Origin of the sequence: Maribacter thermophilus, assembly GCF_001020565.1 — a bacterium.
Classification (GTDB): Bacteria; Bacteroidota; Bacteroidia; order Flavobacteriales; family Flavobacteriaceae; genus Maribacter; species Maribacter thermophilus.
On record NZ_LDAS01000001.1, the window covers coordinates 3,558,123 to 3,583,828 of the forward strand.

The 25,706-nt window shown below is 39.0% G+C and carries 20 protein-coding genes; 15 read left to right on the plus strand and 5 right to left on the minus strand.

The window, feature by feature from the left end:
• Positions 1–6: 6 nt before the first annotated feature.
• From AB657_RS15420 to miaB, 3 genes are read right to left on the minus strand one after another with little or no spacing between them, the layout of a single operon-like run.
• Positions 7–534: an LptE family protein gene (locus AB657_RS15420; RefSeq protein ID WP_047247317.1), complete on the minus strand. Its 528-nt coding sequence runs from the start codon at positions 532–534 to the stop codon at positions 7–9.
• A 20-nt stretch (positions 535–554) separates the two neighbouring features.
• Positions 555–1,823 carry a sigma-54 interaction domain-containing protein gene (locus AB657_RS15425; RefSeq protein ID WP_047247318.1) on the minus strand — a complete coding sequence of 423 codons (1,269 nt, stop codon included), beginning with the start codon at positions 1,821–1,823 and terminating at the stop codon, positions 555–557.
• Positions 1,824–1,844: 21 nt separating this feature from the next.
• A complete protein-coding gene (miaB, locus tag AB657_RS15430; protein ID WP_047248032.1) occupies positions 1,845–3,290 on the minus strand; it encodes a tRNA (N6-isopentenyl adenosine(37)-C2)-methylthiotransferase MiaB in 1,446 nt (481 codons plus the stop codon).
• 140 nt (positions 3,291–3,430) lie between these two features.
• On the opposite strand from miaB, the gene AB657_RS15435 reads away from it, so the two are divergent.
• The 8 genes from AB657_RS15435 (at position 3,431) to AB657_RS15470 (ending at position 14,112) form a co-directional block, all read left to right on the plus strand.
• Positions 3,431–4,159 carry a hypothetical protein gene (locus AB657_RS15435; RefSeq protein WP_047247319.1) on the plus strand — a complete coding sequence of 243 codons (729 nt, stop codon included), beginning with the start codon at positions 3,431–3,433 and terminating at the stop codon, positions 4,157–4,159.
• Between the two features lie 304 nt (positions 4,160–4,463).
• Positions 4,464–6,953, plus strand: coding sequence for a type I DNA topoisomerase (topA, locus tag AB657_RS15440; RefSeq protein WP_047247320.1), 2,490 nt, complete (start codon positions 4,464–4,466; stop codon positions 6,951–6,953).
• Between the two features lie 74 nt (positions 6,954–7,027).
• A complete protein-coding gene (locus AB657_RS15445) occupies positions 7,028–8,185 on the plus strand; it encodes a formimidoylglutamase (RefSeq protein WP_047247321.1) in 1,158 nt (385 codons plus the stop codon).
• 121 nt (positions 8,186–8,306) lie between these two features.
• On the plus strand, positions 8,307–9,671 hold the full coding sequence (gene porK / locus AB657_RS15450; protein WP_047247322.1) for a T9SS ring complex lipoprotein PorK/GldK: 1,365 nt from the start codon (positions 8,307–8,309) through the stop codon (positions 9,669–9,671).
• An 84-nt stretch (positions 9,672–9,755) separates the two neighbouring features.
• Positions 9,756–10,409, plus strand: a complete 654-nt coding sequence (gene porL, locus AB657_RS15455; RefSeq protein ID WP_047247323.1) for a type IX secretion system motor protein PorL/GldL — start codon at positions 9,756–9,758, stop codon at positions 10,407–10,409.
• Between the two features lie 58 nt (positions 10,410–10,467).
• Positions 10,468–12,024 (plus strand): type IX secretion system motor protein PorM/GldM, encoded by a 1,557-nt coding sequence (gene porM, locus AB657_RS15460; RefSeq protein WP_047247324.1) that lies wholly within the window; start codon positions 10,468–10,470, stop codon positions 12,022–12,024.
• Positions 12,025–12,087: 63 nt separating this feature from the next.
• On the plus strand, positions 12,088–12,975 hold the full coding sequence (gene porN, locus AB657_RS15465; RefSeq protein ID WP_047247325.1) for a type IX secretion system ring subunit PorN/GldN: 888 nt from the start codon (positions 12,088–12,090) through the stop codon (positions 12,973–12,975).
• An 81-nt stretch (positions 12,976–13,056) separates the two neighbouring features.
• Positions 13,057–14,112 (plus strand): NAD(P)/FAD-dependent oxidoreductase, encoded by a 1,056-nt coding sequence (locus AB657_RS15470; protein WP_047247326.1) that lies wholly within the window; start codon positions 13,057–13,059, stop codon positions 14,110–14,112.
• Here the strand turns inward: AB657_RS15470 and AB657_RS15475 are convergent.
• Positions 14,109–14,489, minus strand: a complete 381-nt coding sequence (locus tag AB657_RS15475; RefSeq protein WP_047247327.1) for a DUF983 domain-containing protein — start codon at positions 14,487–14,489, stop codon at positions 14,109–14,111. The two genes, AB657_RS15470 and AB657_RS15475, sit on opposite strands and share 4 nt — an antisense overlap.
• Positions 14,490–14,606: 117 nt before the next feature.
• On the opposite strand from AB657_RS15475, the gene AB657_RS15480 reads away from it, so the two are divergent.
• From AB657_RS15480 to AB657_RS17885, 7 genes are all read left to right on the plus strand, one after another.
• Positions 14,607–16,517, plus strand: coding sequence for an ABC-F family ATP-binding cassette domain-containing protein (locus tag AB657_RS15480; RefSeq protein WP_047247328.1), 1,911 nt, complete (start codon positions 14,607–14,609; stop codon positions 16,515–16,517).
• A 159-nt stretch (positions 16,518–16,676) separates the two neighbouring features.
• Positions 16,677–17,552 (plus strand): leucine-rich repeat domain-containing protein, encoded by an 876-nt coding sequence (locus tag AB657_RS15485; protein WP_047247329.1) that lies wholly within the window; start codon positions 16,677–16,679, stop codon positions 17,550–17,552.
• Between the two features lie 491 nt (positions 17,553–18,043).
• Positions 18,044–19,174: an efflux RND transporter periplasmic adaptor subunit gene (locus AB657_RS15490; RefSeq protein ID WP_047247330.1), complete on the plus strand. Its 1,131-nt coding sequence runs from the start codon at positions 18,044–18,046 to the stop codon at positions 19,172–19,174.
• Positions 19,174–22,389 (plus strand): efflux RND transporter permease subunit, encoded by a 3,216-nt coding sequence (locus AB657_RS15495; protein ID WP_047247331.1) that lies wholly within the window; start codon positions 19,174–19,176, stop codon positions 22,387–22,389. Before AB657_RS15490 ends, AB657_RS15495 begins: the two co-directional genes overlap by 1 nt.
• A 31-nt stretch (positions 22,390–22,420) precedes the next feature.
• Positions 22,421–23,782 (plus strand): TolC family protein, encoded by a 1,362-nt coding sequence (locus tag AB657_RS15500; RefSeq protein WP_047247332.1) that lies wholly within the window; start codon positions 22,421–22,423, stop codon positions 23,780–23,782.
• 28 nt (positions 23,783–23,810) lie between these two features.
• Positions 23,811–24,485 (plus strand): hypothetical protein, encoded by a 675-nt coding sequence (locus tag AB657_RS15505; protein WP_157491766.1) that lies wholly within the window; start codon positions 23,811–23,813, stop codon positions 24,483–24,485.
• Between the two features lie 15 nt (positions 24,486–24,500).
• Positions 24,501–24,683: a CPXCG motif-containing cysteine-rich protein gene (locus AB657_RS17885; protein WP_084696442.1), complete on the plus strand. Its 183-nt coding sequence runs from the start codon at positions 24,501–24,503 to the stop codon at positions 24,681–24,683.
• On the opposite strand, the gene AB657_RS15510 is transcribed toward AB657_RS17885, so the two are convergent.
• Positions 24,684–25,364 (minus strand): head GIN domain-containing protein, encoded by a 681-nt coding sequence (locus tag AB657_RS15510; protein ID WP_047247334.1) that lies wholly within the window; start codon positions 25,362–25,364, stop codon positions 24,684–24,686.
• Positions 25,365–25,706: the final 342 nt, after the last annotated feature.

Sequence of the window (25,706 nt, forward strand, 5' to 3'; positions counted from 1 at the left end):
TTTAGTTTACCAATCTGCCAATGATGCATTAAAAATATCTTGTGTAATACGTTCAAAAATAACCTCGTGAGCTTCACTCTTTATTGAGGAGAAAGCGGTGTCCGCATCATAGTCATAAAAGAAAGAAAAGCTTTGGTCAAAGTCAGAGTCCGGGTCCGTTTTATTGTAAAACCTCACTTTTACCCTTACTGAAAGCCTGTTTTGGGCAGCAGTCTGATTGGCCGTGGCGGACATCGGGGATATTTTGTATTCCGTAATTTCACCTTCGTACAATAGGTCTGCGTTGTTGTTGTTTACCAAATCTAAACTAGTTTGGTCACGTATTCTTTCTTGCAGTGCAATAGTGAAATCGCGATCCATACCAGGTTCAAATGTAGATCCTGGGCTTTGGGTTGCATAGTTCTGGAAGTAATTTACTTGGAATGTTTTTGCATCCCCCACGTTACCACCCGTAAAGTTGTATATGCCACAACCGTTTAGCGAAAATGTAATCGCCAAAAAGACAAAACCTATAAGAACTTTCCTTGTTTTCAATTTAAGAATTTTATTTGGGTCTATAAATCGTATTGTTTTATTTTTCTGTAAAGGGTGCGTTCCGATATTCCTAGTTCGGACGCAGCGGCTTTTCTCTTTCCTTTGTTTCTTTCCAACGATTTTTTGATCAGTTCAATTTCTTTTTCTTGTAAAGATAACGTTTCCTCTTCTTCAATTTCTTCGGCGAAATGATATTTGTCTTCAGGTGGTGCGGGAGTAAAGGTTCTTTCTACCGTTGGTTCCGGTAGGTGCAAGACTTCTAAAGGAGAGCTGTCGTGATCTTCGATATCTTCATCTTTATCGCCATATATTTTGCGGATCAAGTTTTTGTTTTCTTCCTGTACCTTTTGCGAATCGTTGTTTTTTAAAAGTTCCATAGTCAACTTTTTAAGGTCGTTCAGGTCTCCCTTCATGTCAAAAAGAACTTTATAAAGAATTTCACGTTCGTTACTAAAATCACCTTCAGTTTTTTTCGCATTAACGACCGCCGGAAGATTATTGCCCACGTTATGGGGCAGGTAGCTGTTTAGTGTACTGGCGGAAATAGACCTGTTCTCTTCCAGTACCGAGATTTGTTCGGCAATGTTGCGCAGCTGTCTTATGTTTCCGGGCCATCGATATTTTACAAGTAGTTCTACGGCATCCTCATCTAAACGTATTGTGGGCATCTTATATTTTTGGCCAAAGTCGGATGCGAATTTGCGAAACAACAAATGAATATCTTCACGTCTTTCCCGTAAAGGTGGAATGTTTATTTCTACCGTGCTTAAGCGGTAGTAAAGGTCTTCCCTAAACTTTTCTTTCTTAATGGCCTCGAACATGTTTACGTTTGTTGCCGCTACGATCCGTACATTGGTCTTTTGGACCTGCGAAGAACCTACTTTTAGAAATTCGCCGTTTTCCAAAACCCTTAAAAGCCTTACTTGGGTCGTAAGTGGCAGTTCGCCAACTTCGTCTAAAAAAATGGTACCTCCGTCCGCTACTTCAAAATAACCGCTTCGGGTCTGGGTGGCTCCTGTAAAGGCGCCTTTTTCGTGGCCGAAAAGTTCACTGTCTATGGTTCCTTCAGGAATGGCTCCACAGTTTACCGCGATATATTTTGAGTGTTTTCGGTGCGATAGCGAATGTATTATTTTAGGAATGGATTCTTTACCTACCCCACTTTCCCCCGTAACCAATACAGATATGTCGGTGGGCGCAACTTGCATCGCTTTTTCTATAGCCCTATTGAGCTTTGGGTCTTGACCAATAATCTCAAACCGTTGTTTTATACTTTGTATACTTTCCATCTGTAATCTATGCTTTAGGCCTTAGTTGTTTTCGGAGTACCCTATTGCTTTTCCGATTAGGGTGGCAGAGGTACAATCGTTTATTTGTACGTTTACAAAATCTCCGATCTTATAATGTTCTTTGGGGAAAACGACTACTGAACTTTGTGAGTTTCTTCCCATCCATTCATTTTCAGATTTTTTAGAGGTTCCTTCGATCAATACTTCTTGAACTTTCCCTAAATGCTGTTCGGTTCTATATTGGCAGTGTTCGCGTTGAAGGGCTATAATTTCCGATAGCCTTCTTTTTTTTATGGGTTCGGGTATGTCGTCTTCCATTTTTCTTCCTGCGAGGGTCCCTGGCCTTTCCGAATAAGCATACATATACCCAAAATCGTACTTTACATATTCTAGAGCTTTTAGGGTGTCTTTATGGTCTTCTTCGGTTTCCGTAGGAAATCCAGCAATAATATCTTGCGAAATGGCACATTCAGGAAGGATATCTCTAATATCATCGATCAACTTAAAATATTCTTCGATGGTATGTAACCTGTTCATTTTTTTTAGAATACGGTTGCTACCGCTCTGTAGTGGGAGATGGATGTGGTTACATATATTGTCATATTTGGCCATGGTTCTGATAACATCCAAAGTCATGTCCTGAGGGTTGGATGTAGAGAAACGAATACGCATTTTGGGTTGCGCCAAGGCAACCATTTCCAATAAGTTCGCAAAATTAACGGCAGTGGCCTTTTGCATATCCGAAGCCTTTTCGAAATCTTTTTTTAGGCCACCTCCATACCATAGGTAACTATCCACATTTTGTCCTAAAAGTGTAATTTCCTTGAACCCGTTGTTCCATAGTTCGTTCACTTCTTCCAAAATAGACTGTGGGTCTCTACTGCGTTCTCTTCCTCTAGTAAAAGGTACTACGCAAAAGGTACACATATTGTCACAGCCTCTGGTAATGGAAACAAATGCCGTAACGCCATTGGTGTTTAGCCTAACAGGTGCAATGTCGCCATAAGTTTCATCTTTCGATAAGATGACATTAACGGCGTCTCTGCCCGAGTCCACTTCTTTTATTAGATTTGGAAGATCTTTATAGGCATCGGGGCCAACAACCATATCCACGATTTTTTCCTCATCTAACAATTTGTCCTTAAGACGTTCTGCCATACATCCTAAAACACCTACTTTTAAATGTGGCCTTGTTTTCTTTACCTTGTTGTATTCGTTTAGGCGTTTGCGGATAGTCTGCTCAGCCTTGTCCCTTATTGAGCAGGTGTTGACCAGTACCAAATCTGCATCGGCCAGTTGTTGGGTGGTGTTAAAGCCTTCTGTTGCCAAGATGGATGCCACGATTTCACTGTCAGAAAAATTCATGGCGCAGCCGTAACTTTCTATGTATAAGTTTCGTTTGTTTTGAGTCTTGCCCTCGGTTTTCAAGGTAGATCCCTGTATGCTCTCATCGATAGTTTTCTCCATGTTCATCCCATTTAGCCTTTAAATATCGGGTTTGCAAAGATAGGATTATATTCAAAAATATGACAAGTTGACAGTTTAATTTAGCGTAATTTTAAGCATTCAAATAAATTATCTTTACTGCCAAAAATCAAAAATCGACCATGGGCTTAGAAATCATACTTAGAAAAATAGCGGATAGACCTCCTTTGAATTTCGGAACAATATTCTCGGAGACAATAGAACTGTTTAAAAAAGTTTGGTTGCAGGGGTTTGTAATATTATTGTTGGGTTTTGCTACTATTTTACCCTTTTATGTGATGATCTATATTCCGATGATAGCAATGGGGGTAACCGATCCGGATATGTTGCGAAATGAAGACCCGCCAATTATGGTCGTTATAAGTATGTCTATCATTATGCCTATAGTGTACATGGGGGTACTGACTTTTATTATGGCGTTAAATGCCGCATTTTTAAGAATATGTAGGCAGAAGGATCAGGGTCGTACAGGGGATGGCGACTATTTTTATTTCTTTAAACAAGGCAGGCTTGGTAAGGTGTTGGTAGTGTCGTTGGTCATGTTGGGGCTTTCCCTTGTGGGAGTAATGACATGTGGGATAGGGCTTCTTTATTTTGTGGTGCCGATGTCATTGTTTCCGGCATTTTTGGCGTTCAAAGAAGAATTGTCGGCCATAGAGGTGGTAAAGGCGGGTTTTGCATTGGGCAATAAAAATTGGTTGGTCATATTCGGTCTTATAATAATAGTGTCATTAATAGCCGAATTGGGTATTCTGTTATGTTGTGTGGGGATACTGTTTACGGCCATGTTGTCCAAGGTGCCAATGTACTTTATGTATAAGTATGGGGTAGGTTTTGAAGACGACGAGTAATAGCTGTTTTGTACTGTTGGTGAACAATACCGAGGTACAATTGCTTTAATATGTATTATTTTAAGTTGTGATGGTAGTTGGTCTTGTGAGGTCATTGTTTGATGGGCCGGGCACAACGGTAGGTCCTATAAATAGATTTCTGTACTACAGGGAATATGGGTACAATACAGGAGTTTTGAATAGGAAATGTCTTTTTTGTCGTGAAAAGATCTCTGTTTAAAGAGGTGTTTTTTGGGGGTATATACCGTTTAATAAAGGCAAATTAAAAAAATCGACTACTTTTGTTGCTTATAAAAACCAATGCATGGCCAAAAATTTAGTAATAGTTGAGTCCCCGGCAAAAGCTAAGACCATTGAAAAATTTCTAGGAAAAGATTTTAAGGTGGAGTCCAGTTTTGGACATATCGCAGATTTGCCGTCCAAAGAATTAGGGGTAGATGTAGAGAATGGTTTTGAGCCTAAGTATATCGTTGACAAGGAAAAGAAAGCCTTGGTGAAAAAACTGAAGGATCTTGCCAAAAAAGCGGAAACCATATGGTTGGCAAGTGATGAGGACCGAGAAGGAGAGGCTATTTCATGGCATTTGGCAGAAGAATTGGGGTTAGATAAAAACAAGACCAAAAGAATCGTTTTTAACTCGGTAACCAAAGGGGCGATACAAAAGGCTATAGAGAATCCAAGAGAAATAAACTACAATCTGGTAAATGCCCAGCAGGCCAGAAGGATTTTAGATCGGTTGGTGGGGTATCAACTCTCACCGGTATTATGGAAAAAGATAAAACCCGGCCTTTCTGCGGGTCGTGTACAATCTGTAGCGGTACGATTGATCGTAGAGCGAGAAAGGGAAATCGAAGCATTTACACCAGAAGCCTCTTTTAAGATAAGTGCTGAATTTAAAACAACTACAGGAAGTGTTTTTACAGCGAAATTGAATAAGGCCTTTGCTTCCAAGAAAGAGGCAAATGATTTCTTGCAAAAGAATATTGGGGCAGATTTTTCTGTTGCCAAGTTAGATAAAAAACCTGCGAAAAAATCACCTTCGGCACCATTTACGACCTCTACCCTGCAACAAGAGGCATCAAGAAAATTGTATTTCTCCGTAGGTAGAACAATGCAGGTAGCACAACGCTTGTATGAGGCCGGTCTTATAACATATATGAGAACAGATAGCGTAAATCTTTCTGGTGAAGCTATCAATGCTGCAAAAGAAGCGATAATAAAGAACTATGGGGAGAAATATAGTAAGGTACGTAACTTTACCGGAAAGTCTAAAGGAGCGCAAGAAGCACATGAGGCCATAAGGCCTACCGATATGGGCAACCAGTCTCCTTCTTTAGAAAGAGACCAGGCCAAATTATACGACCTAATATGGAAACGTACAGTGGCATCACAAATGAGCGATGCGCAATTAGAGCGTACCAATGTGAGGATAAAGTCCAATAAGCATAATGAGGAGTTCACTGCAAACGGAGAAGTTATCACTTTTGATGGCTTTTTAAAAGTGTACATGGAAGGTGTAGACGATGAGGATCTAGCGGAGGAACAGGAAGGAATGTTGCCGGCAATGAAGGTTGGCGAAACATTGTATAATAACTATATAACGGCCACAGAACGCTTTACCAGACCTCCATATCGTTTCACAGAAGCTTCACTGGTGAAAAAATTGGAAGAGTTGGGTATTGGAAGACCTTCTACCTATGCCCCTACAATTTCTACAATATTAAATAGAGGTTACGTAGAAAAGGGTACTATAGAAGGTACAGAAAGAAAGTATGCGCAATTGGTATTGGAAGCCGATGCCATTAAAGAAAGGAGCCTAACGGAAAATGTTGGTTCCGATAAAGGTAAAATGGTTCCGACGGATATTGGTACGATCGTAACAGATTTCTTGGTGGCCAATTTCGGTAATATTCTGGATTACAATTTTACGGCACAGGTAGAAGAAGATTTTGATGAGATCGCTGCAGGAGAGGAAGACTGGCAGAAAATGATGAAGAATTTTTACAAAGATTTTCATCCTACGGTGTTAGACGTGCAAGAGAATGCCGATCGTGCAAGTGGTGAGCGTATTCTGGGTACGGATCCAAAAACAGGAAGACAAGTGTCCGTTCGTTTGGGCAGGTTCGGGCCTATGGTACAGATTGGTACTGTAGATGATGAGGACAAGCCTTTGTTCGCAAGTCTGTTGCCCGATCAGTCTTTAAATACGATTACCTATGAAGAGGCGATGGAGTTGTTTAAATTGCCTCGTAAACTAGGGGTGTACGAAGGGGAAGAAGTAGAGGCCAATGTAGGTCGTTTTGGGCCCTATGTGCGTTTTGGTAAAAAGTTTATCTCGTTGCCAAAAGGGGAGAGTGCCATGGATGTAGAGATGGAACGGGCCATTGAGCTTATAAAGGAGAAACAAAAAGCGGATGCCCCAATAACCACATATGAAGGTAAAGATGTTACCAAGGGCGTAGGAAGGTTCGGTCCCTTTATCAAATGGAACGGTATGTTCATAAACGTGAACAAGAAGTATGATTTTGATAACCTTTCACAAGAAGATATTGTTGAGTTGATCGAAACCAAGAAACAAAAAGAGATCGAGAAAGTAGTTCAAAATTGGCCAGAAGAAGGTATTCGAATAGAAAAAGCCCGATGGGGAAGACACAACATTATAAAGGGTAAGGTTAAGGTAGAATTGGCCAAAACGGTTGATGCCGCAAAAATGACGCTCGAGGAAGCTTCGGCATTGATAGAAAAAAAGACACCCAAAAAAAAGACAAAAGCAAAATCAAAATCAAAAAAGTAGTATAATTTTGAAATAAGGATATTTTAGTAGTAATTTTCGCTGCATATTTTCAAAATTAACATCACTAGACCAATATGGCATTTGACTTTTTAGTTCCTGTAGAAGATAAAGTCCTTGCGCATTGCGAATTATTGCCGGCTCAGGCAATAGGCAGAAATACATATATACATACGGCCAATGACGGCCTGCCAGTTTTGGCGAACGCAACGGTGGCCATATTTGGGGTGAGAGAATCTAGAAATGCATTCGAGAAAAAGAACGAAAAGTTAGATGTTTCTGCGATAAGGCTGCAGCTATATAAATTAATGTTGGGTAACTGGAACGTTACCTTGGTGGATTTGGGAGATTTAGAAGAAGGTGAAACAGTAGAGGACACTTACTTTGTAGTAAAAGAAGTGGCGGCCGGTCTTCTTGAAGAAAATATCATTCCCCTTATTTTGGGTGCTACCCAAGATATTACCTATCCTGCGTATAGGGCTTTTGACGGTATTAAGGATATGATCAATCTGGTTGCGGTAGATAGCCGATTTGATTTTGGCATACACGACGAACTTATCTCCTCTCATTCATACATGAGCAAGATTATTACCGACAAGCCCAATAATCTTTTTAATTTTTCCAATATAGGTTACCAAAGTTATTTTAATGCCCAAGAAGAAATGGATCTTATGGAACGTTTGTTTTTTGATGCCTATCGTCTAGGTGAAATAGCAAACGATCTAACTTTGGCAGAGCCTGTGCTTAGAAACGCCCATATGGTCAGTTTGGATACCAGGGCCATAAAAGCAAGTGAGATGGGACTTTCTCCAAATTTTTCTCCGAACGGATTTGATGGAAGGGAGATTTGTGCCATTGCCAGATATGCCGGTATAAGTGAGAAAGTAGCCGCGTTCGGAATTTTTGAGATGGAAAATAATATGCAATCACAACAATTGGTTGCTCAGATAATATGGTACTTTATAGAGGGGATAAATTATCGTATAAAAGAAGATCCCTACAATAAAACAGAAGACTTTACCAAATATAATGTTCCCAATGAAGAAGGGGAACTTGTTTTCTACAAGAGTCTTTTAACAGAAAGATGGTGGGTTGAGGTACCATCTATTTTCACTTCACATACTAAAGACGAAACACCTGCGTTATTACCTTGCACCGAGAAGGATTATTTGGATGCTTGTAATCAAAACATTCCTGAAAGGTGGTTTAAAGCCTATAAGAAAGGTTTTAATTAATTGAAAAAATAATTAAAGCATAAAACACTTCAATACAATATTTTAATCAAAACTTAGTTTTAGAAGTTAGAATATTAGATTGTATTGCATTTATAACCATAATCGAAATTTAACCTAAAGTATGAAGAAGCTATTGTTATCATCTATAGCGTTTGTTTTTTTACTCACAAGTTGTGGGTCAAAGACTAAAGGAGAGCTAGTCGGAGTCCAGGGCAAGAAATGGTATCCGGAAAAACCATATGGAATGGAACTTATACCCAGAGGTTCTTTCATTATGGGTAAAAGTGAAGAGGATCAAGCCAAAATATCCAACGCTCCAACGAAAACAGTAACCGTTCGTTCTTTCTATATGGACGACACGGAAATTACGAACAGCGAATATCGCCAATTTGTCGAATGGGTAAAGGATTCTATAGTTAGAACCAGGTTGGCCATTTTGGCGGACGAGTTGGGTATAGGACCTGAAGATGGTGGTATTGGAGATTATGCATTTAAAGATGCGGATACCACAAGGGCTTCGGTATATGACAAATATATGCTGGACAACTACTCTGGTATGGGAGAGACCGGTTATGAAGGTCGTGCCCTTAACAAAGATGAAGACCTTATTTGGGATACTTCCGAATATCCAGATGAATATTATGCAGAGGTTATGGATTCCCTATACATTCCAGAGGAAGAGTCGTATAATGGTCAGCGTAGCATAGATGTTACGAAACTAAAATATAAATATAGCTGGATGGATATCGAGGCTGCCGCTCGCGCCGCTAAAAAAGGTAAGGGAAGTAGAAAAGACTTTATCCGTCACGAAGAATTGGAGATTTATCCAGATACCACGGTATGGATCAGAGATTTTGAATACTCGTACAACGAGCCAATGCACAACGATTATTTCTGGCACGATGCTTACAGCGATTATCCGGTAGTTGGTATTACTTGGCAACAAGCAAAAGCTTTTTGTAACTGGAGAACAAAGTTCAAGAACGATGATCAAAAAAGTCGTGGCAAACAATTTGTGAACCAGTTTAGGTTGCCTACCGAAGCAGAATGGGAATATGCAGCAAGAGGAGGTATTGAAGGAGGAACGTACCCTTGGGGTGGCCCTTATGTCATAAGCGACACAGGTTGTTTTATGGCCAACTTTAAGCCACAACGTGGAGATTACGCGGCCGATGCGGCACTCTATACGGTAGAGGCCAAATCTTACGAGCCAAACGACTTTAACCTGTATAACATGGCGGGTAACGTATCTGAATGGACAAACTCCAGTTATGATCCTAGCGCCTATGAATATGTATCAACAATGAACCCTAACGGTGGCGACCAATCTAATAACAGAAAAGTTATCAGAGGAGGTTCTTGGAAAGATGTTGCTTATTTCTTACAAGTAAGTACAAGGGATTATGAGTATGCAGATTCTGCTAGAAGTTATATAGGATTCAGAACGGTACAGGATTATATGGGTGAGGAAGATTCAACACAGTAATAATTACATCAAACTATTAAATATCATTAACAAATTAATTATTAACCAAATCTTTAGTATTAAACCTTAAATTAAAATTAAATCATGGCACAGTCAAAATCAACAAAGAAATTATTTAACATGGCCTATGGGCTGGGAGCATCAGTAGTAATCATAGGTGCTCTATTTAAGATCCTTCACTGGGAAATCGGCCCTTTAACAGGTGGTCTATTATTATCTATCGGTCTTATTACAGAGGCACTTATCTTCGCAATTAGTGCATTCGAACCGGTAGACGATGAGTACGATTGGGCCTTGGTATACCCAGAATTAGCAGGTGGAGAAGCTAGTGCTTCTAGAAAAACCCAGGCTGCCGAAGTTGCAGAAGCAGAGACTTCTTTGTCTAAAAAATTAGACGATTTATTAAAAGAAGCTGGCGTAGATGCAAATCTTATGGAGAGCTTAGGTACAAGTATCAAAAACTTCGAAGGTGCGGCCAAAGGTATTGCCCCTACAGTTGACGCAATGGAATCTACCAGAAAATATTCTGAGGAAATGGTTCAGGCAGCAGCTCAGATGGAGTCTTTGAACAGTCTTTATAAAGTACAATTGGAAAGTGCTAGCAGACAAGCTTCCGTTAACGAAGAGGTAGTACAAAATGCTAGTGCGCTTAAAGAGCAAATGGCCTCTCTTTCTACCAACCTTTCTTCTTTGAATGGTGTATATGGTGGAATGTTATCTGCAATGACAAGAAATTAATTGGATTTTAATCAAATCGAATTTAAGTATTAATTAAAATCTAATTTAAAGAAAAACCATGGCAGGAGGAAAAGCAACACCACGTCAGAAGATGATCAACCTTATGTATTTGATCTTCATCGCAATGCTGGCGTTAAACATGAGTAAAGAGGTGCTAGCGGCATTCGGTATAATGAATGAAAAGCTAGAGACTTCTAACGCAAAGACGACCGCAAGTAACGAAGCGTTCTTGAGTAGTCTAGAAACCAAGGCATCTGAAGATGCAGCTAAATATGAAAAGCTGTACCAGAATGCACAGAAAATTAAATCGATGTCTCAAGAGTATTATGATTACCTAGAAACTCTTAAGGCTGGTATGATGGAAGGTATAGAAGATCCAAAGGATTATGCACGTATGGATAATTCGGATTTCTTGGATCAAAAGTTCTTTCAAGGCGACAAGCTGTCTGAAGGCGGTGAAGAGTTCATGAGAAGACTTACCGAGTATAGAGATCAAGTAGCTGCAATTGTACCTGCTTCTTTGAAACAGTCTGTTATCGATAGATTTGAAACAGGTAACGAAGAAGGTAAGGTAAAGGCAAAAGACGGTATGCAAGACTGGATAAACTACCATTATGAAGGGTATCCTTTAGTAGCATCTTTAGCTAAATTGACTTCTTTGCAAGCCGATGTTAAGGCTACCGAAGAAGCTGCTCTAAAATCTATGTTGGAAGGTGAGTTAACAAGCCAAGTATCTTTAAAGAACTTTGCAACATCTTTGTCAGCTTCAAAATCTGCGTACTATGCAGGTGAAAAGTATGATGGTAAGATCATTATCAGTAAAACGGATAATTCTTCTACTCCTGTTAGGGCAGAATTGACCCTTGACGGAAGAAAACTTACAGAAGGCAAAGATTATAAGTTAGAGGCCGGTGGAGTTAAAATGCTTATTGGAGCAGGTGGGGCAGGTGACCATGAAGTTGCCGGTACTATCTACTTTAAGCAAGATGGTGAAGAAATTGAAGTTCCTGTAAAGAACTCTTTTGCCACCATTTCTAAACCAAACTCGGCTTTGATCGCTGCAGACAAGATGAACGTTGTTTATCGTGGGGTACCTAACCCAATGTCTATCTCTATTCCTGGTATACCAAACAATAAGGTACGTGCATCTGCACCGGGTCTTAAGCAGGTTAGCGGTAGTAAATATGTTATGAACCCTGGAAAAGGTAGAACTGTTACTATTACAGCTTCTGGAACCTTGCCAGATGGTCAGCCAATATCTTCTAAATCTGAGTTCAGAATTAAAGATATTCCAAGACCAGAAGGTACTATAAGCAAGCAAGCGGGTAGTGTTAAATTACCAAGAAGAAATGTTGAGATCGGTACTATTAGTGCTCAATTGGATGATTTTGATTTTGACTTGAACCTTGCGGTTAGCGGTTTCAAATTCAAAGTACCTGGTCAACCAACGGTTAGCGTAAGAGGTAGTAAACTAGATGCGAAAGCTAAGTCTGCTCTTAAACGTGCCAAAAGAGGCGATGTGGTTCAGATATTCGATATCGAGGCTTACATTACCAATAACAAAAGTTACAAGTTGAAAAAAGTATCTCCAGTAGTTGTGGAGCTAACAAATTAATACAAATAGAATGATACCGGGTAACCGTACAGTGTTGCCCGGTTAATTTTAAAGTTAATAAGAATGAATTGGAAAAATGTTTTAGTAATGGGAGCGGTAACATTGTTACCAGTATCCATGATGGCACAGGCCAATATCTTGAACGCTAAAAAACCTGAGGAAATTGGAGTTCGTACAGAAGCCCAAAAAAAGGCGGACAACGATGCGCCTTTAGAATATGGTTATGTAGACGATAGGGATATTCTTTGGTCCAAAACCCTTTGGGAGACCATAGATTTGGATGAAAGGGTGAACTTTCCTCTTTATTACCCAACAGATACAATGGATATAGGTCAGAACAGAAGATCTTTGTACCATGTATTGTTGAAAAACCTTAAAAATGGAAATTTAGAGGCCTACGCCGATTCCTATTTTACGGAAAAAAGAACGTACGAAGACCTTTCAGGTGCTTTGCAAACTGTTGATACCTTGGACTATGGATACGAACAAATGAATGCCGGTGAGCAAGTTTCTGAAGAGTATATTACCCGTAGAAATATCACCGCTGCGGAAATAGAAGAGTATCATATTAAAGGCATGTGGTATTTTGATAAAAGACAGGGAGAATTAAAATATCGTTTATTAGGTATTGCCCCTGTTGCTCCAGATGTAAACTTTATCGACGACGAAAATCCCGATAAAGTAGAATTGTTCTGGATCTGGTATCCCGATGCACGTGAAATTTTACACGAGGCAAAAGTTTTTAATCAGCGTAATTCCGCACAACCCATCTCTTTTGATATGCTGTTGAATGCAAGAAGGTTTAATGCTGTTATCTATAAAGAAGATAATGTACATGGAGATAGGAAGGTTAGCGATTATATTGCCGACAATGCCCTGTTTCAATTGCTAGAAGCTCAACGTATCAAAGAAACTATTCGAGACAGAGAGCAAGATATGTGGGCTTACTAGAGCCTTAGAAAATTCCAATTCAAAAGTATTAAAGCTCCGATATATTATATCGGAGCTTTTGTTTATGGTTATTTTTGCAACATGTTAGATTATATTGTTGTAGGTCTAGGCCTTGCCGGAACCGCCTTTTGCGAAAAACTTAGAAAAAACAATAAAACCTTCGTTGTTTTTAACGATGCCTCCCAAAGGTCTTCGGTAGTTGCGGGCGGCTTATCCAACCCTGTTATATTAAAGCGGTTTACCATGGCTTGGAAGGCCAATGAGTTGATGTCGCTGGCGAAAGAGTTTTATGAAGGTTTAGGCAAAGAATTGCAGGTCGACTTGCTACACGATCAACCGGTTTTGCGCATACTAAGCTCTATAGAGGAACAAAACCTATGGTTCGAGGCATCGGACAAGAATCTGTTAAAGGACTATCTGTCACCCAAATTGGTTCGTAATAGCACTAATAGTATTAACGCACCATATGATTTTGGTGAAGTATTAAAGGCTTTTAGGTTAGATGCCAGGTTAATGATCAATTCGTATGCAGAATTTTTATCGGCTGAAAACAAGATAAGAACCGAAACTTTTGAGTATTCGGGTCTAGCGGAACAATCCGATACTGTTTCCTATAAGGACATAAAAGCCAAACATATTGTTTTTGCGGAAGGTTACGGGCTCACTAAAAATCCCTTTTTTAATTATTTGCCAATGCAAGGTTCAAAGGGAGAATATCTGATTATCAGATCTGCTGGACTAAAAGAATTTAGGGCCTTAAAGTCTTCCATATTTATAATTCCCCTTGGTGACGACCTGTATAAAGTGGGGGCCACGTATAGTAATAAGAACAAAGATAACGAGCCCTCGATGTCCGCGAGAGATGAACTTGTAAAAAAACTGGATGCCATACTGTTGGCAGACTACCATATAGAAGGTCATGTGGCCGGTGTTAGACCAACTGTAAGAGACAGAAGGCCTTTGGTGGGCGGGCATCCGAAACATACGAGAATAAACCTTTTAAATGGTTTTGGGTCACATGGCATAATGGTTGCTCCGTGGGCTGCCGAGCAATTGTATAGGCACATAGAGGAAAGAAAACCATTGGATCCGGAATTGGATATCAATAGGTTTTCGGCAATGCTGCCAAAAGTTTAAGAGGCTTTGTCCTTATCGTAGTGTATAAAAAAGTTGATCCAGATGTTTCTCGATAACCGAATAATTATGGGCATGAATACTACCAAGGTAACCACTATGGCAATAAAGGTGTTAACAAGGCTGGCTCCTATAAACAATTTGCTTATTACAAACGCCGCAACGGCAAAAGCTACACCTACGGCATAACTTACGTACATGGCTCCGTAAAAAAAGGAAGGCTCTATTTTATATTTTGTGTTACAATGGCTGCACCGCTCGTGCATGTCAAAAATTTTTGAAATATGATAAGGGTTTTTGTCCAGGTACATATTCTCTTGATGGCATTTAGGGCAACTTCCTGTTAAAATGCTGTAGAGTTTGTTTCCTTTTTTTAACATTTGCAAAACTTTGTGCAAAAGTAAATAATGTAGGTGATTTTGCCTGTAAATTTAGTTAGGATTAATGGTGCTTCCATATTATTTTTTACCATTGGTTCTTAAATTTGGATTATAACAATGCTGAACATTCATAATCTTTCCGTCTCTTTTGGGGGCGAATATTTATTTGAGGAAATATCATTTAGGTTAAATGCCGGAAACAGGGTGGGCCTTGTAGGTAAAAATGGGGCTGGTAAGTCTACCTTACTAAAACTATTGGCAAAAGATATGCCTATAGATTCTGGCACTATTGCTATAGAGAAGGATATAAAGATTGGTTTTTTGCGCCAAGATATAGATTTTGAACTAGGCAGAACCGTTTTAGAAGAGGCGTACCAAGCCTTTGAGGAAATAAAGGCCTTAGAGGCAAAAATAGATGCCATAAATAAGCAGTTAGCCGAACGAACGGATTATGAAAGCGAATCTTACCATCAGTTGATCGTTGATTTAAGCGATCTTTCTAGTCATTACGAAATATTGGGAGGGTACAACTATCAAGGGGAAACTGAAAAAATTCTTCAGGGGCTCGGGTTTACCAGAGAAGATTTCAATAGAAAAACCGAAACTTTTTCCGGTGGTTGGCGTATGCGTATAGAATTGGCAAAATTGCTCTTGCAGAGCAACGACGTGCTGCTTTTAGATGAGCCAACCAACCACTTGGATATAGAATCTATTATTTGGTTCGAGCAGTTTCTGAACAACTATACCGGTGCGGTGGTAATTGTTTCGCACGATAAAATGTTCTTGGATAATGTAACCAATAGAACCATAGAAATTTCTTTGGGGCGAATTTATGATTATAACAAACCATACTCGCAATATTTGGTTCTTAGGGACGAGATACGCCAGCAACAATTGAACGCACAGAAAAACCAAGAGAAAGAAATTCAACAGGCCGAACGTTTAATAGAAAAGTTCAGGGCCAAATCTACCAAGGCATCCATGGCCCAGTCGCTTATTAAGAAATTGGATAAAATTGAACGTATAGAGGTAGATGAAGATGACAATAGTGTTATGAACCTTAAGTTTCCGGTATCGGTAACACCGGGTAAGGTTGTTGTAGAGATAGAGAACCTTTCTAAGGCCTATGGCGAAAAGCAGGTACTGAAGGATATAAATCTGTTAGTGGAAAGAAACAGTAAAACTGCATTTGTAGGTCAAAATGGACAAGGAAAATCTACCTTGGCCAAGATTATTGTCGGAGAATTGGAGTATGAAGGTCATTTAAAACTGGGGCACAATGTACAGATAGGGTATTTTGCCCAAAACCAGGCCGAGTATTTGGATGGAAACAAAACTATTTTGGATACCATGATAGATGCGGCCAATGAATCTAATAGAAGTAAGGTTCGTGATATTCTGGGGTCTTTCTTGTTTAGGGGAGATGATGTAGAAAAGTATGTTAAGGTGCTTTCGGGCGGGGAGCGTAACCGTTTGGCCCTGGCCAAAATGTTGCTTCAGCCTTTTAACGTGTTGGTAATGGATGAGCCAACCAACCATTTGGACATAAAATCGAAGAATGTTTTAAAACAAGCTTGCCTTAATTTTGAAGGTACGCTTATATTGGTATCACACGACAGGGATTTCTTGCAAGGCTTAACCAATAAGGTGTATGAATTCAAGGATCATAAAATAAAGGAATATTTAGGGGACATTGATTTCTATTTAGAGCAAAGAAAGGTAGAAAACTTTAGGAGTATAGAGAAAAAGCAGGAGGTGGTTGTAGAAAAGCCGACAGAGAAAACCAATAATACTTTTGAAGAGCAAAAAAGATTAAAAAGCCTTAAGAATCAGTTGAGCAATTTAGAAAGTAAGATATCGTCCCTGGAGAAGAAGATAAAGGAAATAGACCATGATTTGTTAATAGATTATGACGCCACTATCGCCAAACCTAATTTCTTTGATAATTATCAGGCTAAAAAATCTCAATTGGAAAAGTATATGGAAAAATGGGAGACCCTTACATTAGAAATTGAGGGTTTAAAGTAGAAGAACCCACTTTTTCCTTGTTTTCACCACAATTATTCAGGTTTTTACAACAAAATAGATCACTTCAACGATAAATTTTGACATTGTGGCGTTATTAATGCAAATTTGTAGGAGAATTCTTAAAAATACACCAGGTCCATAATTTAAACTAACATAGTTATGAAAAAGCTTTACACTCTTTTATTCGTTGCCCTGCTAACTTCAAGTTTTGCTATGGCCGAAGTTTCAAAAAAGGAAAAAAAGGCACTTTTATCCCTATATACAAGTACCAACGGCGCGCATTGGATAAAAAAGTGGAATTTAAATCAGCCCGTTTCAGAGTGGTATGGTGTAAAGGTAGAAGACGATAAGGTTGTAGAAATAAATTTGTTCAGAAATAATTTAATGGGTCCTTTACCGGCAGATCTTTCCAAATTGGAGCATTTAAAGGTATTGAACTTGGCTTTTAATTCTATAACGGGGCAGTTACCAGAAGAAATAGCCTATTTGCCCAATCTTAAGGTGCTAAAGTTGGAAATGAACAGAATAAAGGGTGGTCTGCCTTCTAACATAGGCAGTCTTGCCAATTTAGAGGAGCTCACTGCTTTTAATAATTTTATTTCAGGTAGTATACCCGAGAGTATTGGTGAAATAAAAAAACTTAAGGTCTTAAACCTATCGAGTAATGCCCTAAAAGGAACCATACCCGAATCGTTAGGTGAGTTAACAGAATTGGAAACATTGGGTTTGTTCGAGAATGCGTTAGAAGGGGCGATCCCAGGAGAAATGGGTAACCTAAGAAAACTTAAAGAGTTGGTCTTGGCGAATAATAGCTTTAAGGGAGAAATACCAAAAGAATTTGGTCAATTGGCCAGTTTAGAAGTATTTCAGATACAGAATAACAAGTTCGATTCTTTTAAGAATTTGGAAATGTTTGAAAATAGAGAGTTTTTGGTTTTTGATTTTGACGGTGATAAAAGAGATTTTGAGTACAAAGATCTTAAGTTTAGTAAGACTAGAATGGCCGATACAAAATTTGAGGATATTGAAGAATAAGAGTAGTAGTTTACACTTTTAGTTAGTTTGGTGAAAAAAGAGGTGTTGTTAGGCGCCTCTTTTTTGTTTTTTGAATAGGGGGTAGTCGATGTAAAAGCCTTTTACATTGTAAAAAGGGGTAAATATGATTTGTTTATATTTTTCTTTTTTTTTCAAAATCAAAAAGTTTTTTTATGAAATTTTTAACCTTGGGGACACCTTTTGCAGACCTTGTTTTTTTGTAGATTCGCCCCAGTTATAACCGTTGGTGCAATGTATCTATTTGGTAGATAATTAGTTGTGTCGATCTATTTTTTTCGTTTGAGCTTTGTTGTCTTAAGTTTGCAGATTAAGCTCTTGTAAAAGCTATTGTTGTAGAAAAGTTAAAGTAAAATGAAAGTCGTTTCACATATTAAATAAGACGTTTCGCTTTATTATAAAAATATCCAAATAACCATTCAAATATATTTGTTCCTTTCAGGCAAAAACTAAGTTTAAAAACCAAAACTAAAATGCGAAAAATCATCTTTACCGGACTAGGTATTGTATTAATTGTAGTTTCCTTCTTTCTTGCCCAAATCATTATTGATAGCAAAAAAACTTTTAAGCCAAAAGTTGAGAAGGTAGTAAAGACTGTATTTACCGAAGAAGTTAAGAACCAAAGCGTACCTATAGTCGTTACCGCCAACGGTAATCTGTCTGCCAAGCAAAGAGTTGAACTATACGCCGAGGTACAAGGTGTGTTCAAAAGAGGTAGTAAGTTGTTCAAAGAAGGGCAGACCTATCGTAAAGGAGAAACTATAATAAGTATCGATGCGGACGAGTATGCGGCCAGTGTACAGTCTGCCAAAAGTAATTTATATAATGAGTTAACCTCCATAATGCCCGATTTGCGTTTGGATTATCCTGATTTTTATCCCAAATGGCAGGCATATCTAAATAATTTTGATATGACCAAAAACGTACCTCCATTACCGGAAATGTCTTCTGAAAGTGAACGTTTTTTTATTACGGGAAGGGGCATATTAACAAGTTACTACAGTGTAAAAAATCTAGAACAACGCCTTTCTAAGTATCGTATAGTGGCACCATTTACGGGTGTGCTTACAGAAGCATTGGTAACAGAAGGTACATTGGTTAGGTCTGGTCAAAAATTAGGAGAGTTCATCAATCCCGATGTTTACGAACTGGAAGTGTCCATAAGCAAATCATATTCAGATCTGTTAAAGTTGGGAGAGTCAGTAGCGTTGACCAATTTGGATGACAACACCGTTTATAAAGGCAAAGTGGCCAGGATCAATGGTAGGGTGGACCAAGCTTCCCAGACCATTAAGGCCTATATCGAGGTGAAAGACAAAAACCTTAGGGAGGGTATGTACCTAGAGGCCGATTTGGATGCCAAAAAAGAAGAAAATGCCATAGAAATAGATAGAAGCTTATTACTTGAGGGCAATAAAATATTTGTTGTAAGAGATTCTGTATTAGATCTTATAGATGTTAGACCGGTATACTTTTCAGAAAAAAGTGTGGTGCTAAAAAACGTTCCCGACGGAGAGGTCATATTGTCCAAGCCTTTGGTAGGGGCATATAAAGGAATGGCGGTAAAAGTGTATAAGGACCAACCAGATAACTCAGAGGAATAATGCGTAAGATCATAGAATATTTTATCAGGTACCATGTTGCAGTAAACGTGGTGGTAATTTCTTTTGCGCTTTTTGGAATAGTTGGTGCAAAATCACTTAAGTCATCTTTCTTTCCGTTAACCGATTCTAAAAATATTTCCATTGCCATTACCTATCCCGGAGCTTCTCCGTTAGAGGTGGAAGAAGGTATTGTGCTTAAAATAGAGGACAACCTTAAGGGGTTGGAAGGTGTAGATAGGGTTACCTCTACTTCAAGGGAAAATAGCGGTACTATTAACGTAGAGATAGAGAAGGGCAGAGATATCGATTTTATGCTCTTAGAGGTTAAAAATGCTGTGGATCGTGTACCTAGCTTTCCTACCGGTATGGAACCGTTGATAGTGTCAAAGTTGGAAGCGGTGCGTCAAACCATCTCTTTTGCCATTAGTGGAAATCATATACCATTGGCGACTTTAAAGAGTGTAGGTAGGGAAATAGAAAATGACCTAAGGGCCATCGAAGGTATTTCTCAAATAGAGATTTCGGGTTTTCCGGACGAGGAAATAGAAATAGCGGTAAATGAAAATAGCCTACTTGCCTACGGCATTTCGTTTACTGAGGTGGCTGCCGCAGTGGGGAATGCCAATATTTTGGTTACAGGTGGTAATATTAAGACCGAGGCAGAGGAATATTTGATAAGGGCCAACAACCGTTCTTATTATGGCGATGAGCTTTCTAACTTGATCGTTAGGGCAGATGCTTCGGGGAGTACCGTTCGCTTAAAAGATGTGGCCGTTGTTAGGGACCGTTTTTCGGAAACCCCCAATGCCACTTATTTTGACGGGGAGCTATCCGTAAATACATCGATAACAAGTACAAATACGGAAGACCTAATACAGTCCGCTGAAAATGTAAAGGAATACATAGAAGAGTTCAACCAAAAACATAATAACGTTAAGCTGGACATAGTTTCGGACCAATCCAAAACATTGGTTCAAAGAACACAATTATTGACAGAAAATGCCATAATGGGTATGATCTTGGTATTGGTGTTTCTTTCCCTATTCTTAAATACAAGACTTGCGTTTTGGGTTGCTTTTGGCCTGCCGGTCGCATTTTTGGGGATGTTCGTCTTTGCCGGATTTTTTAATGTAACCATCAACGTACTTTCTTTGTTCGGGATGATTATCGTTATAGGTATTTTGGTAGATGATGGTATTGTGATCGCCGAAAATATTTACCAGCATTACGAGAAGGGGAAATCTCCTGTACAAGCCGCCGTAGATGGTACTATGGAGGTGTTGCCTCCCATTATATCTGCCATTATAACTACCCTGCTGGCTTTCTCTATCTTCCTTTTTCTGGATAGTAGAATTGGGGAGTTCTTTGGTGAGGTTTCGGTAATCGTTATCTTAACATTGGTAGTTTCACTTGTAGAGGCTTTGATAATTCTGCCGGCGCACTTGGCGCATTCAAAAGCATTGCAGCCAATAGATGATAAACCCAAAGAAGGGGTGGCAAATGCTTTTGCCAAACTTAGGGTAATCAATGAAACGGGAGACAGGTTTATGTCGTGGATGCGAGATAAACTATATGCGCCCGCCCTTCATTTTGCCATGAAATATAAGATACTGACCTTTAGTTTTTTCGCCGTTGCGTTGATATTGACATTTGCCTCTGTCGGGGGTGGAATAATAAGAACGGCCTTTTTTCCTAGAGTGGCCAGTGATCAGGTAAGTATAGAGCTAGAGATGCCTAATGGTACAAACGAGAAGATTACAGATTCAATCATCACTTTTATCGAGGAAAAAGCTGAAATAGTTAATCAAGAGCTAACGGAGAAATACTTGAAAGGTACCGATAAAGTGCTTTTCGAAAATATGATCAGGCGCATTGGTCCTGGTTCTTCTACAGCACAACTTTCTATTAACCTATTGCCCGGAGAGGAAAGGCCCGACGAAATCGTTGCCGATATGATTACCAGTAGATTAGAAGAGCTGGTAGGGCCAGTTGTTGGGGTAGAAAGTCTGATCTATGGATCTGGGGGCAATTTTGGAGGGTCTCCGGTTTCGGTATCCCTGTTAGGTAATAATATAGAAGAACTTAAGGCGGCCAAGGAAGAGCTGAAAACGGTATTAAAGAACAATAGCAGGTTAAAGGATATTTCCGATAACGACCCTGCAGGTATTAAGGAAATACGTTTACAACTTAAAGAAAATGCCTATTTGTTGGGCTTGGACCTCAGTACGGTAATGAGCCAGGTGAGGGCCGGTTTCTTTGGGGTACAGGCACAGCGTTTTCAGCGATCACAAGATGAGATCAGGGTTTGGGTGCGATATGATCGCGAGAATAGGTCTTCTATTACAAATCTAGACGATATGCGGATCATTACCCCTACAGGAGAAAGAGTGCCTTTAAAGGAAATTGCCGAATATACCATAGAACGCGGTGATGTGGCCATTAATAGGCTGGAAGGGCGTAGGGAAATTCAGGTTTCGGCAGATTTGAAGGATGCAAAGGATAGTCCTACGGAAATAATGACCGAGATTCAAAATGTGATTATGCCCGACATCCAATCTAGATACCCAACGGTGTCACCATCTTACGAGGGACAGAACAGGGAACTTGACAAGTTAACAGGGTCCTTAAAACTGGTAGGGTTATCTATTTTAATGCTTATTTACATTACCATAGCATTTACATTTAGAAGCTTTAGTCAACCATTAATGTTGTTGCTTTTGGTGCCATTTAGTTTTACGGCCGTGGCTTGGGGGCATTGGATACATGACTTTCCTATAAATGTAATTTCACTTTTAGGTATTATAGCCTTAATAGGTATTATGGTGAACGATGGTCTGGTGCTCATTGGTAAGTTTAATACCAACTTAAGGGAAGGTATGACCTTTGACAATGCCATTCTCGAAGCCGGAAAATCTAGGTTCAGGGCTATTTTTCTAACTTCTATTACCACTATAGCCGGTTTGGCTCCGTTGATGGCAGAAACAAGTAGACAGGCCCAGTTCTTAAAACCGATGGCAATTTCTATAGCTTATGGTATAGGAATAGCGACCGTACTTACTTTGTTGATGTTGCCCTTGTTTTTGTCTTTTAGCAATACCCTAAAATCAAAAAACAGGATGTTGGCATCTGGGCATAAAATAACCAAAGAAGAAGTGGAACGTGCCATTATAGAAAAAAGGGAATCGGCTCATTTAGAAGGCGAACAACACCATTGATGAATTATAAAGAACTAGAAGAAAAATCATAATGATAAAGTTTAGATTAACCTGTTTCCTTTTAGCGTTTTCTGCTCTAGTCATTGCTCAAGAAAACGTACTTTCTAAAGAAGAAGCGGTGGCCAAGGCGCTAGAAGGTAATTTTGGAATAGAAATAGCCAAAAACGAAATAGATATAGCAAAGAACAATGCGGGTATTTTAAACTCAGGGTATTTACCCACACTTACGGGTACTGCCGGGGCAAACTACAATAATTTGAACAGCACCACAGAATATCCCGGCCAGTTCGAAGAAAGCGGCGAACCAAGGGCAGATATTGTAATAGACGATGCAGAGTCGCAAACATATAGTTCGGCAGTGCAATTAAACTATACATTGTTCGATGGTTTGGGAAGACTGTACAACTATAAAAAGTTGAAAGAGCAATATCGTTTAAGTGAACTACAGGCACGTGAGACTATAGAGAATACCATGCTTCAATTGTTTAGTGTTTACTTTGAAGTTGCGCGCTTAACGGAAAATAGAAACGTACAGATGCAGGCTTTGGAGATATCAAAACAGCGAATAACCAGGGCCGAGTATTCTTTTGAATACGGGCAGAATACCAAGTTGGATATTTTAAACGCACAGGTAGATGTCACCAATGATAGTATCAATTTATTGAATACGGAACAGCAATTGGCAAATGCCAAAAGAGACCTCAATGTGGTATTGAACCAAAACCTTAATGAGAATTTTTCGGTAGATACGTTGATAAATTTCATTCCAAGAATAAAGCTGGTGGAATATATGGAGGAGGCCATGTCTAATAACGTGGCGATTTTACAGACAGAGAAGAACCTTCAGATAAATGAGTATGATATTAAGGTCAGCAAATCGGGCTATTTACCGACTATAGGGCTTACCGGTTCGTATGGGTGGAACCTAAACCAGAGTGCGCCATCTTCTTTTCTTCCGGGGCAGATAATTCCCGGTAGCAACCGAACCAGCTATAGTTTGGCATTGGGAGCTAGCTTAACATGGAATTTGTTCGATGGTGGCGGTACCACGGTAAGGGTGAAAAATGCTAAAATTGCCTATGAAAACCAAGAACTGCTAAAAAAACAAGTGGCACTTGAAGTAAATAGGGACATGCAAAACGCTATGGCCATTTATGAGAACATGTTGAAGATTTACAGAATACAGGAGCAAAACGTAGTAACCAACCAGAACAATTTTGAAAGGTCAAAAGAACAATTTGAATTAGGTAGAATTACTTCTATAGAGTTTAGACAGGCGCAGATAAATCTGTTGAATGCCCAAACAAACAAGAATTTGGCAAAGTATGATGCTAAATTGGCCGAGCTACAGTTGTTGCAACTTACGGGCCAGTTGTTAAATGTTGAATTGTAATATAGAGGTCAACTTAAAAGTATTAGATATGTACAGTAGTAAAACGGATAAGGAGCTTTTAGAGTTGTTGGAGCAGTATTCTATGCTAACTTTCGAATCGCAGTTAATCTTAAAAACTGAAATAGAAAAGAGAAAGCTGTCCGAAGCGGATGTGTCCGGATTGGAAAGGGCCATATCCGAAAAGCTTCAAAGGATCAAGAACTTAGAATATCTTAAAGATCTTGGTTTTAATGCGTCATCGAATGGTGAGAGTGTTGTAGTCAAAAGATCAAAGAATGCTGTATTAACCGATATATTTTCGGTAATTCTGGGATTGGTACTATTTTTTATTGGTATAAATGGGGTTATAGACTTAGTTTTTACGTTTATAAATGGAGATGAGCTAGATGTATTTACCCTAGCGATGAAACTTGCCGTGGCCTCACTTATTTTTATAGCCATAAGTTTTTTTAGCGGTGTAAGGCGTTTGTTGGATTATTGGGGGTTTGAGCTGTCAAATCTAGAAGGGGTAATCACCTTAAAGAAACGTTTTGATGTACAATTGGAAGAAATGAAGGGCAGTGCTTCAGAGTTGTTATTGGAGCAACAAGAAGATAATTTGGGATTGAAACTTAGAGATAGAACAATATTTACTTCAAATGCCGATAACCTTGTCCAAAGAATGACTTTGGAAGAACTTGTCAAAAAATTAAGGACAAACTAAATTCTGGATAATTATATGTATGAGCATTTTTTTCAATGTCCCTACTGTTGGGAAGATATTTCTATGCTCATGGATCCGTCCGTATCCGAACAAACATATGTAGAGGATTGCGAAGTATGTTGCAACCCCATAGAGGTTGTTTCAAGCTTTCTGAACAATGAATTAATTTCTTTTGAAGCCCGTGAATTAGGTCAATAACTAATTCATTTCCTTGATTTTTCCACCAAAGACCTTATCACGTGTAATATTTTTTGGATTTCCATATATATAGATAGACCCACCTGCCTTAACTTTTGCGTTTACCTCTTCAGAAGCTTTTACATCCGCTCTTCCGCCTGCCATTACGGTTACCATGGTCTCTAAGGTGTCCAGTTCTTCATTATAGGCTTTTCCGCCCGTATTTAATGAGATTTCTTGCTTTTTACTTGATCCTGTAAGGGTAATTTCACTGCCCGATACGGCCTTTACAAAAACCTCGTTCAGGTCAACTTTTAAATTGATGACACCGCCCTCTTGGCCCCTTATATCCACTTTATCGGCTTTAAAGGTTTCGTCCGAAATTATTTTGGCATTCTCGTTTACGTCCAAAAGAGTTATATCTCCATTGTAATATAAAGTAGCATGGGCTTCGTCGCCGTCCATAAAATTGTCGAATTCCATCCTAATTTTAAGCAGTCCGTTCTTATTGGAAATACTTACTTCATCCTTGTCGTCCCCGGTAATTACAAGTTTGTTTTCGTTACTTTTTTTTAGGGATACGGTTATACGGTCGTACACTTTAAGTTCAGAAAACCCTTCAAGCATTTTGGTATTCACTTTTTGTGAAAGACAGGTGGTGCTTATAAATATGAGGACAAAGACAGAAAGGATATTTTTCATTTTATAGTATTCTTTAGTGCGGTTAAAAGGGGAAAATTAATACAAATCATTCAATTTTTAGGCCATTTATACAATATTTGGGGGAATATGCCTTGTTTATCTGTGGTTTTTACTGGACTTAAATGTTGTGTGATTTAATTGATATCGATAAGATGGTTATGCTTATGCTTATAACTGTTTTTAAGAACCCTTACATTGTATGGTCATTGTAAAAATGTATTAGCGTCGCTAACAGGGTGTAGATATTCTGTATTTGTCTACTGATTAGCATATAATGATAGGTAATTGCTTTTTTGATTGCTTTATAGGGCAATATAGTATAGGTAAATGATAAAATATCAT

Bases quoted from the DNA above. Each gene is read 5' to 3' on its own strand.
- AB657_RS15475 (WP_047247327.1), bottom strand. From the start codon at position 14,489: ATGTTAAAAAAAGGAAACAAACTCTACAGCATTTTAACAGGAAGTTGC.
- AB657_RS15490 (WP_047247330.1), top strand. From the start codon at position 18,044: ATGCGAAAAATCATCTTTACCGGACTAGGTATTGTATTAATTGTAGTT.
- AB657_RS15435 (WP_047247319.1), top strand. From the start codon at position 3,431: ATGGGCTTAGAAATCATACTTAGAAAAATAGCGGATAGACCTCCTTTG.
- miaB (WP_047248032.1), bottom strand. From the start codon at position 3,290: ATGGAGAAAACTATCGATGAGAGCATACAGGGATCTACCTTGAAAACC.
- AB657_RS15480 (WP_047247328.1), top strand. From the start codon at position 14,607: ATGCTGAACATTCATAATCTTTCCGTCTCTTTTGGGGGCGAATATTTA.
- AB657_RS15425 (WP_047247318.1), bottom strand. From the start codon at position 1,823: ATGGAAAGTATACAAAGTATAAAACAACGGTTTGAGATTATTGGTCAA.
- AB657_RS15505 (WP_157491766.1), top strand. From the start codon at position 23,811: ATGTACAGTAGTAAAACGGATAAGGAGCTTTTAGAGTTGTTGGAGCAG.
- porL (WP_047247323.1), top strand. From the start codon at position 9,756: ATGGCACAGTCAAAATCAACAAAGAAATTATTTAACATGGCCTATGGG.
- AB657_RS15500 (WP_047247332.1), top strand. From the start codon at position 22,421: ATGATAAAGTTTAGATTAACCTGTTTCCTTTTAGCGTTTTCTGCTCTA.
- porM (WP_047247324.1), top strand. From the start codon at position 10,468: ATGGCAGGAGGAAAAGCAACACCACGTCAGAAGATGATCAACCTTATG.
- AB657_RS17885 (WP_084696442.1), top strand. From the start codon at position 24,501: ATGTATGAGCATTTTTTTCAATGTCCCTACTGTTGGGAAGATATTTCT.
- AB657_RS15445 (WP_047247321.1), top strand. From the start codon at position 7,028: ATGGCATTTGACTTTTTAGTTCCTGTAGAAGATAAAGTCCTTGCGCAT.
- AB657_RS15485 (WP_047247329.1), top strand. From the start codon at position 16,677: ATGAAAAAGCTTTACACTCTTTTATTCGTTGCCCTGCTAACTTCAAGT.
- porK (WP_047247322.1), top strand. From the start codon at position 8,307: ATGAAGAAGCTATTGTTATCATCTATAGCGTTTGTTTTTTTACTCACA.
- topA (WP_047247320.1), top strand. From the start codon at position 4,464: ATGGCCAAAAATTTAGTAATAGTTGAGTCCCCGGCAAAAGCTAAGACC.
- AB657_RS15510 (WP_047247334.1), bottom strand. From the start codon at position 25,364: ATGAAAAATATCCTTTCTGTCTTTGTCCTCATATTTATAAGCACCACC.
- porN (WP_047247325.1), top strand. From the start codon at position 12,088: ATGAATTGGAAAAATGTTTTAGTAATGGGAGCGGTAACATTGTTACCA.
- AB657_RS15495 (WP_047247331.1), top strand. From the start codon at position 19,174: ATGCGTAAGATCATAGAATATTTTATCAGGTACCATGTTGCAGTAAAC.
- AB657_RS15470 (WP_047247326.1), top strand. From the start codon at position 13,057: ATGTTAGATTATATTGTTGTAGGTCTAGGCCTTGCCGGAACCGCCTTT.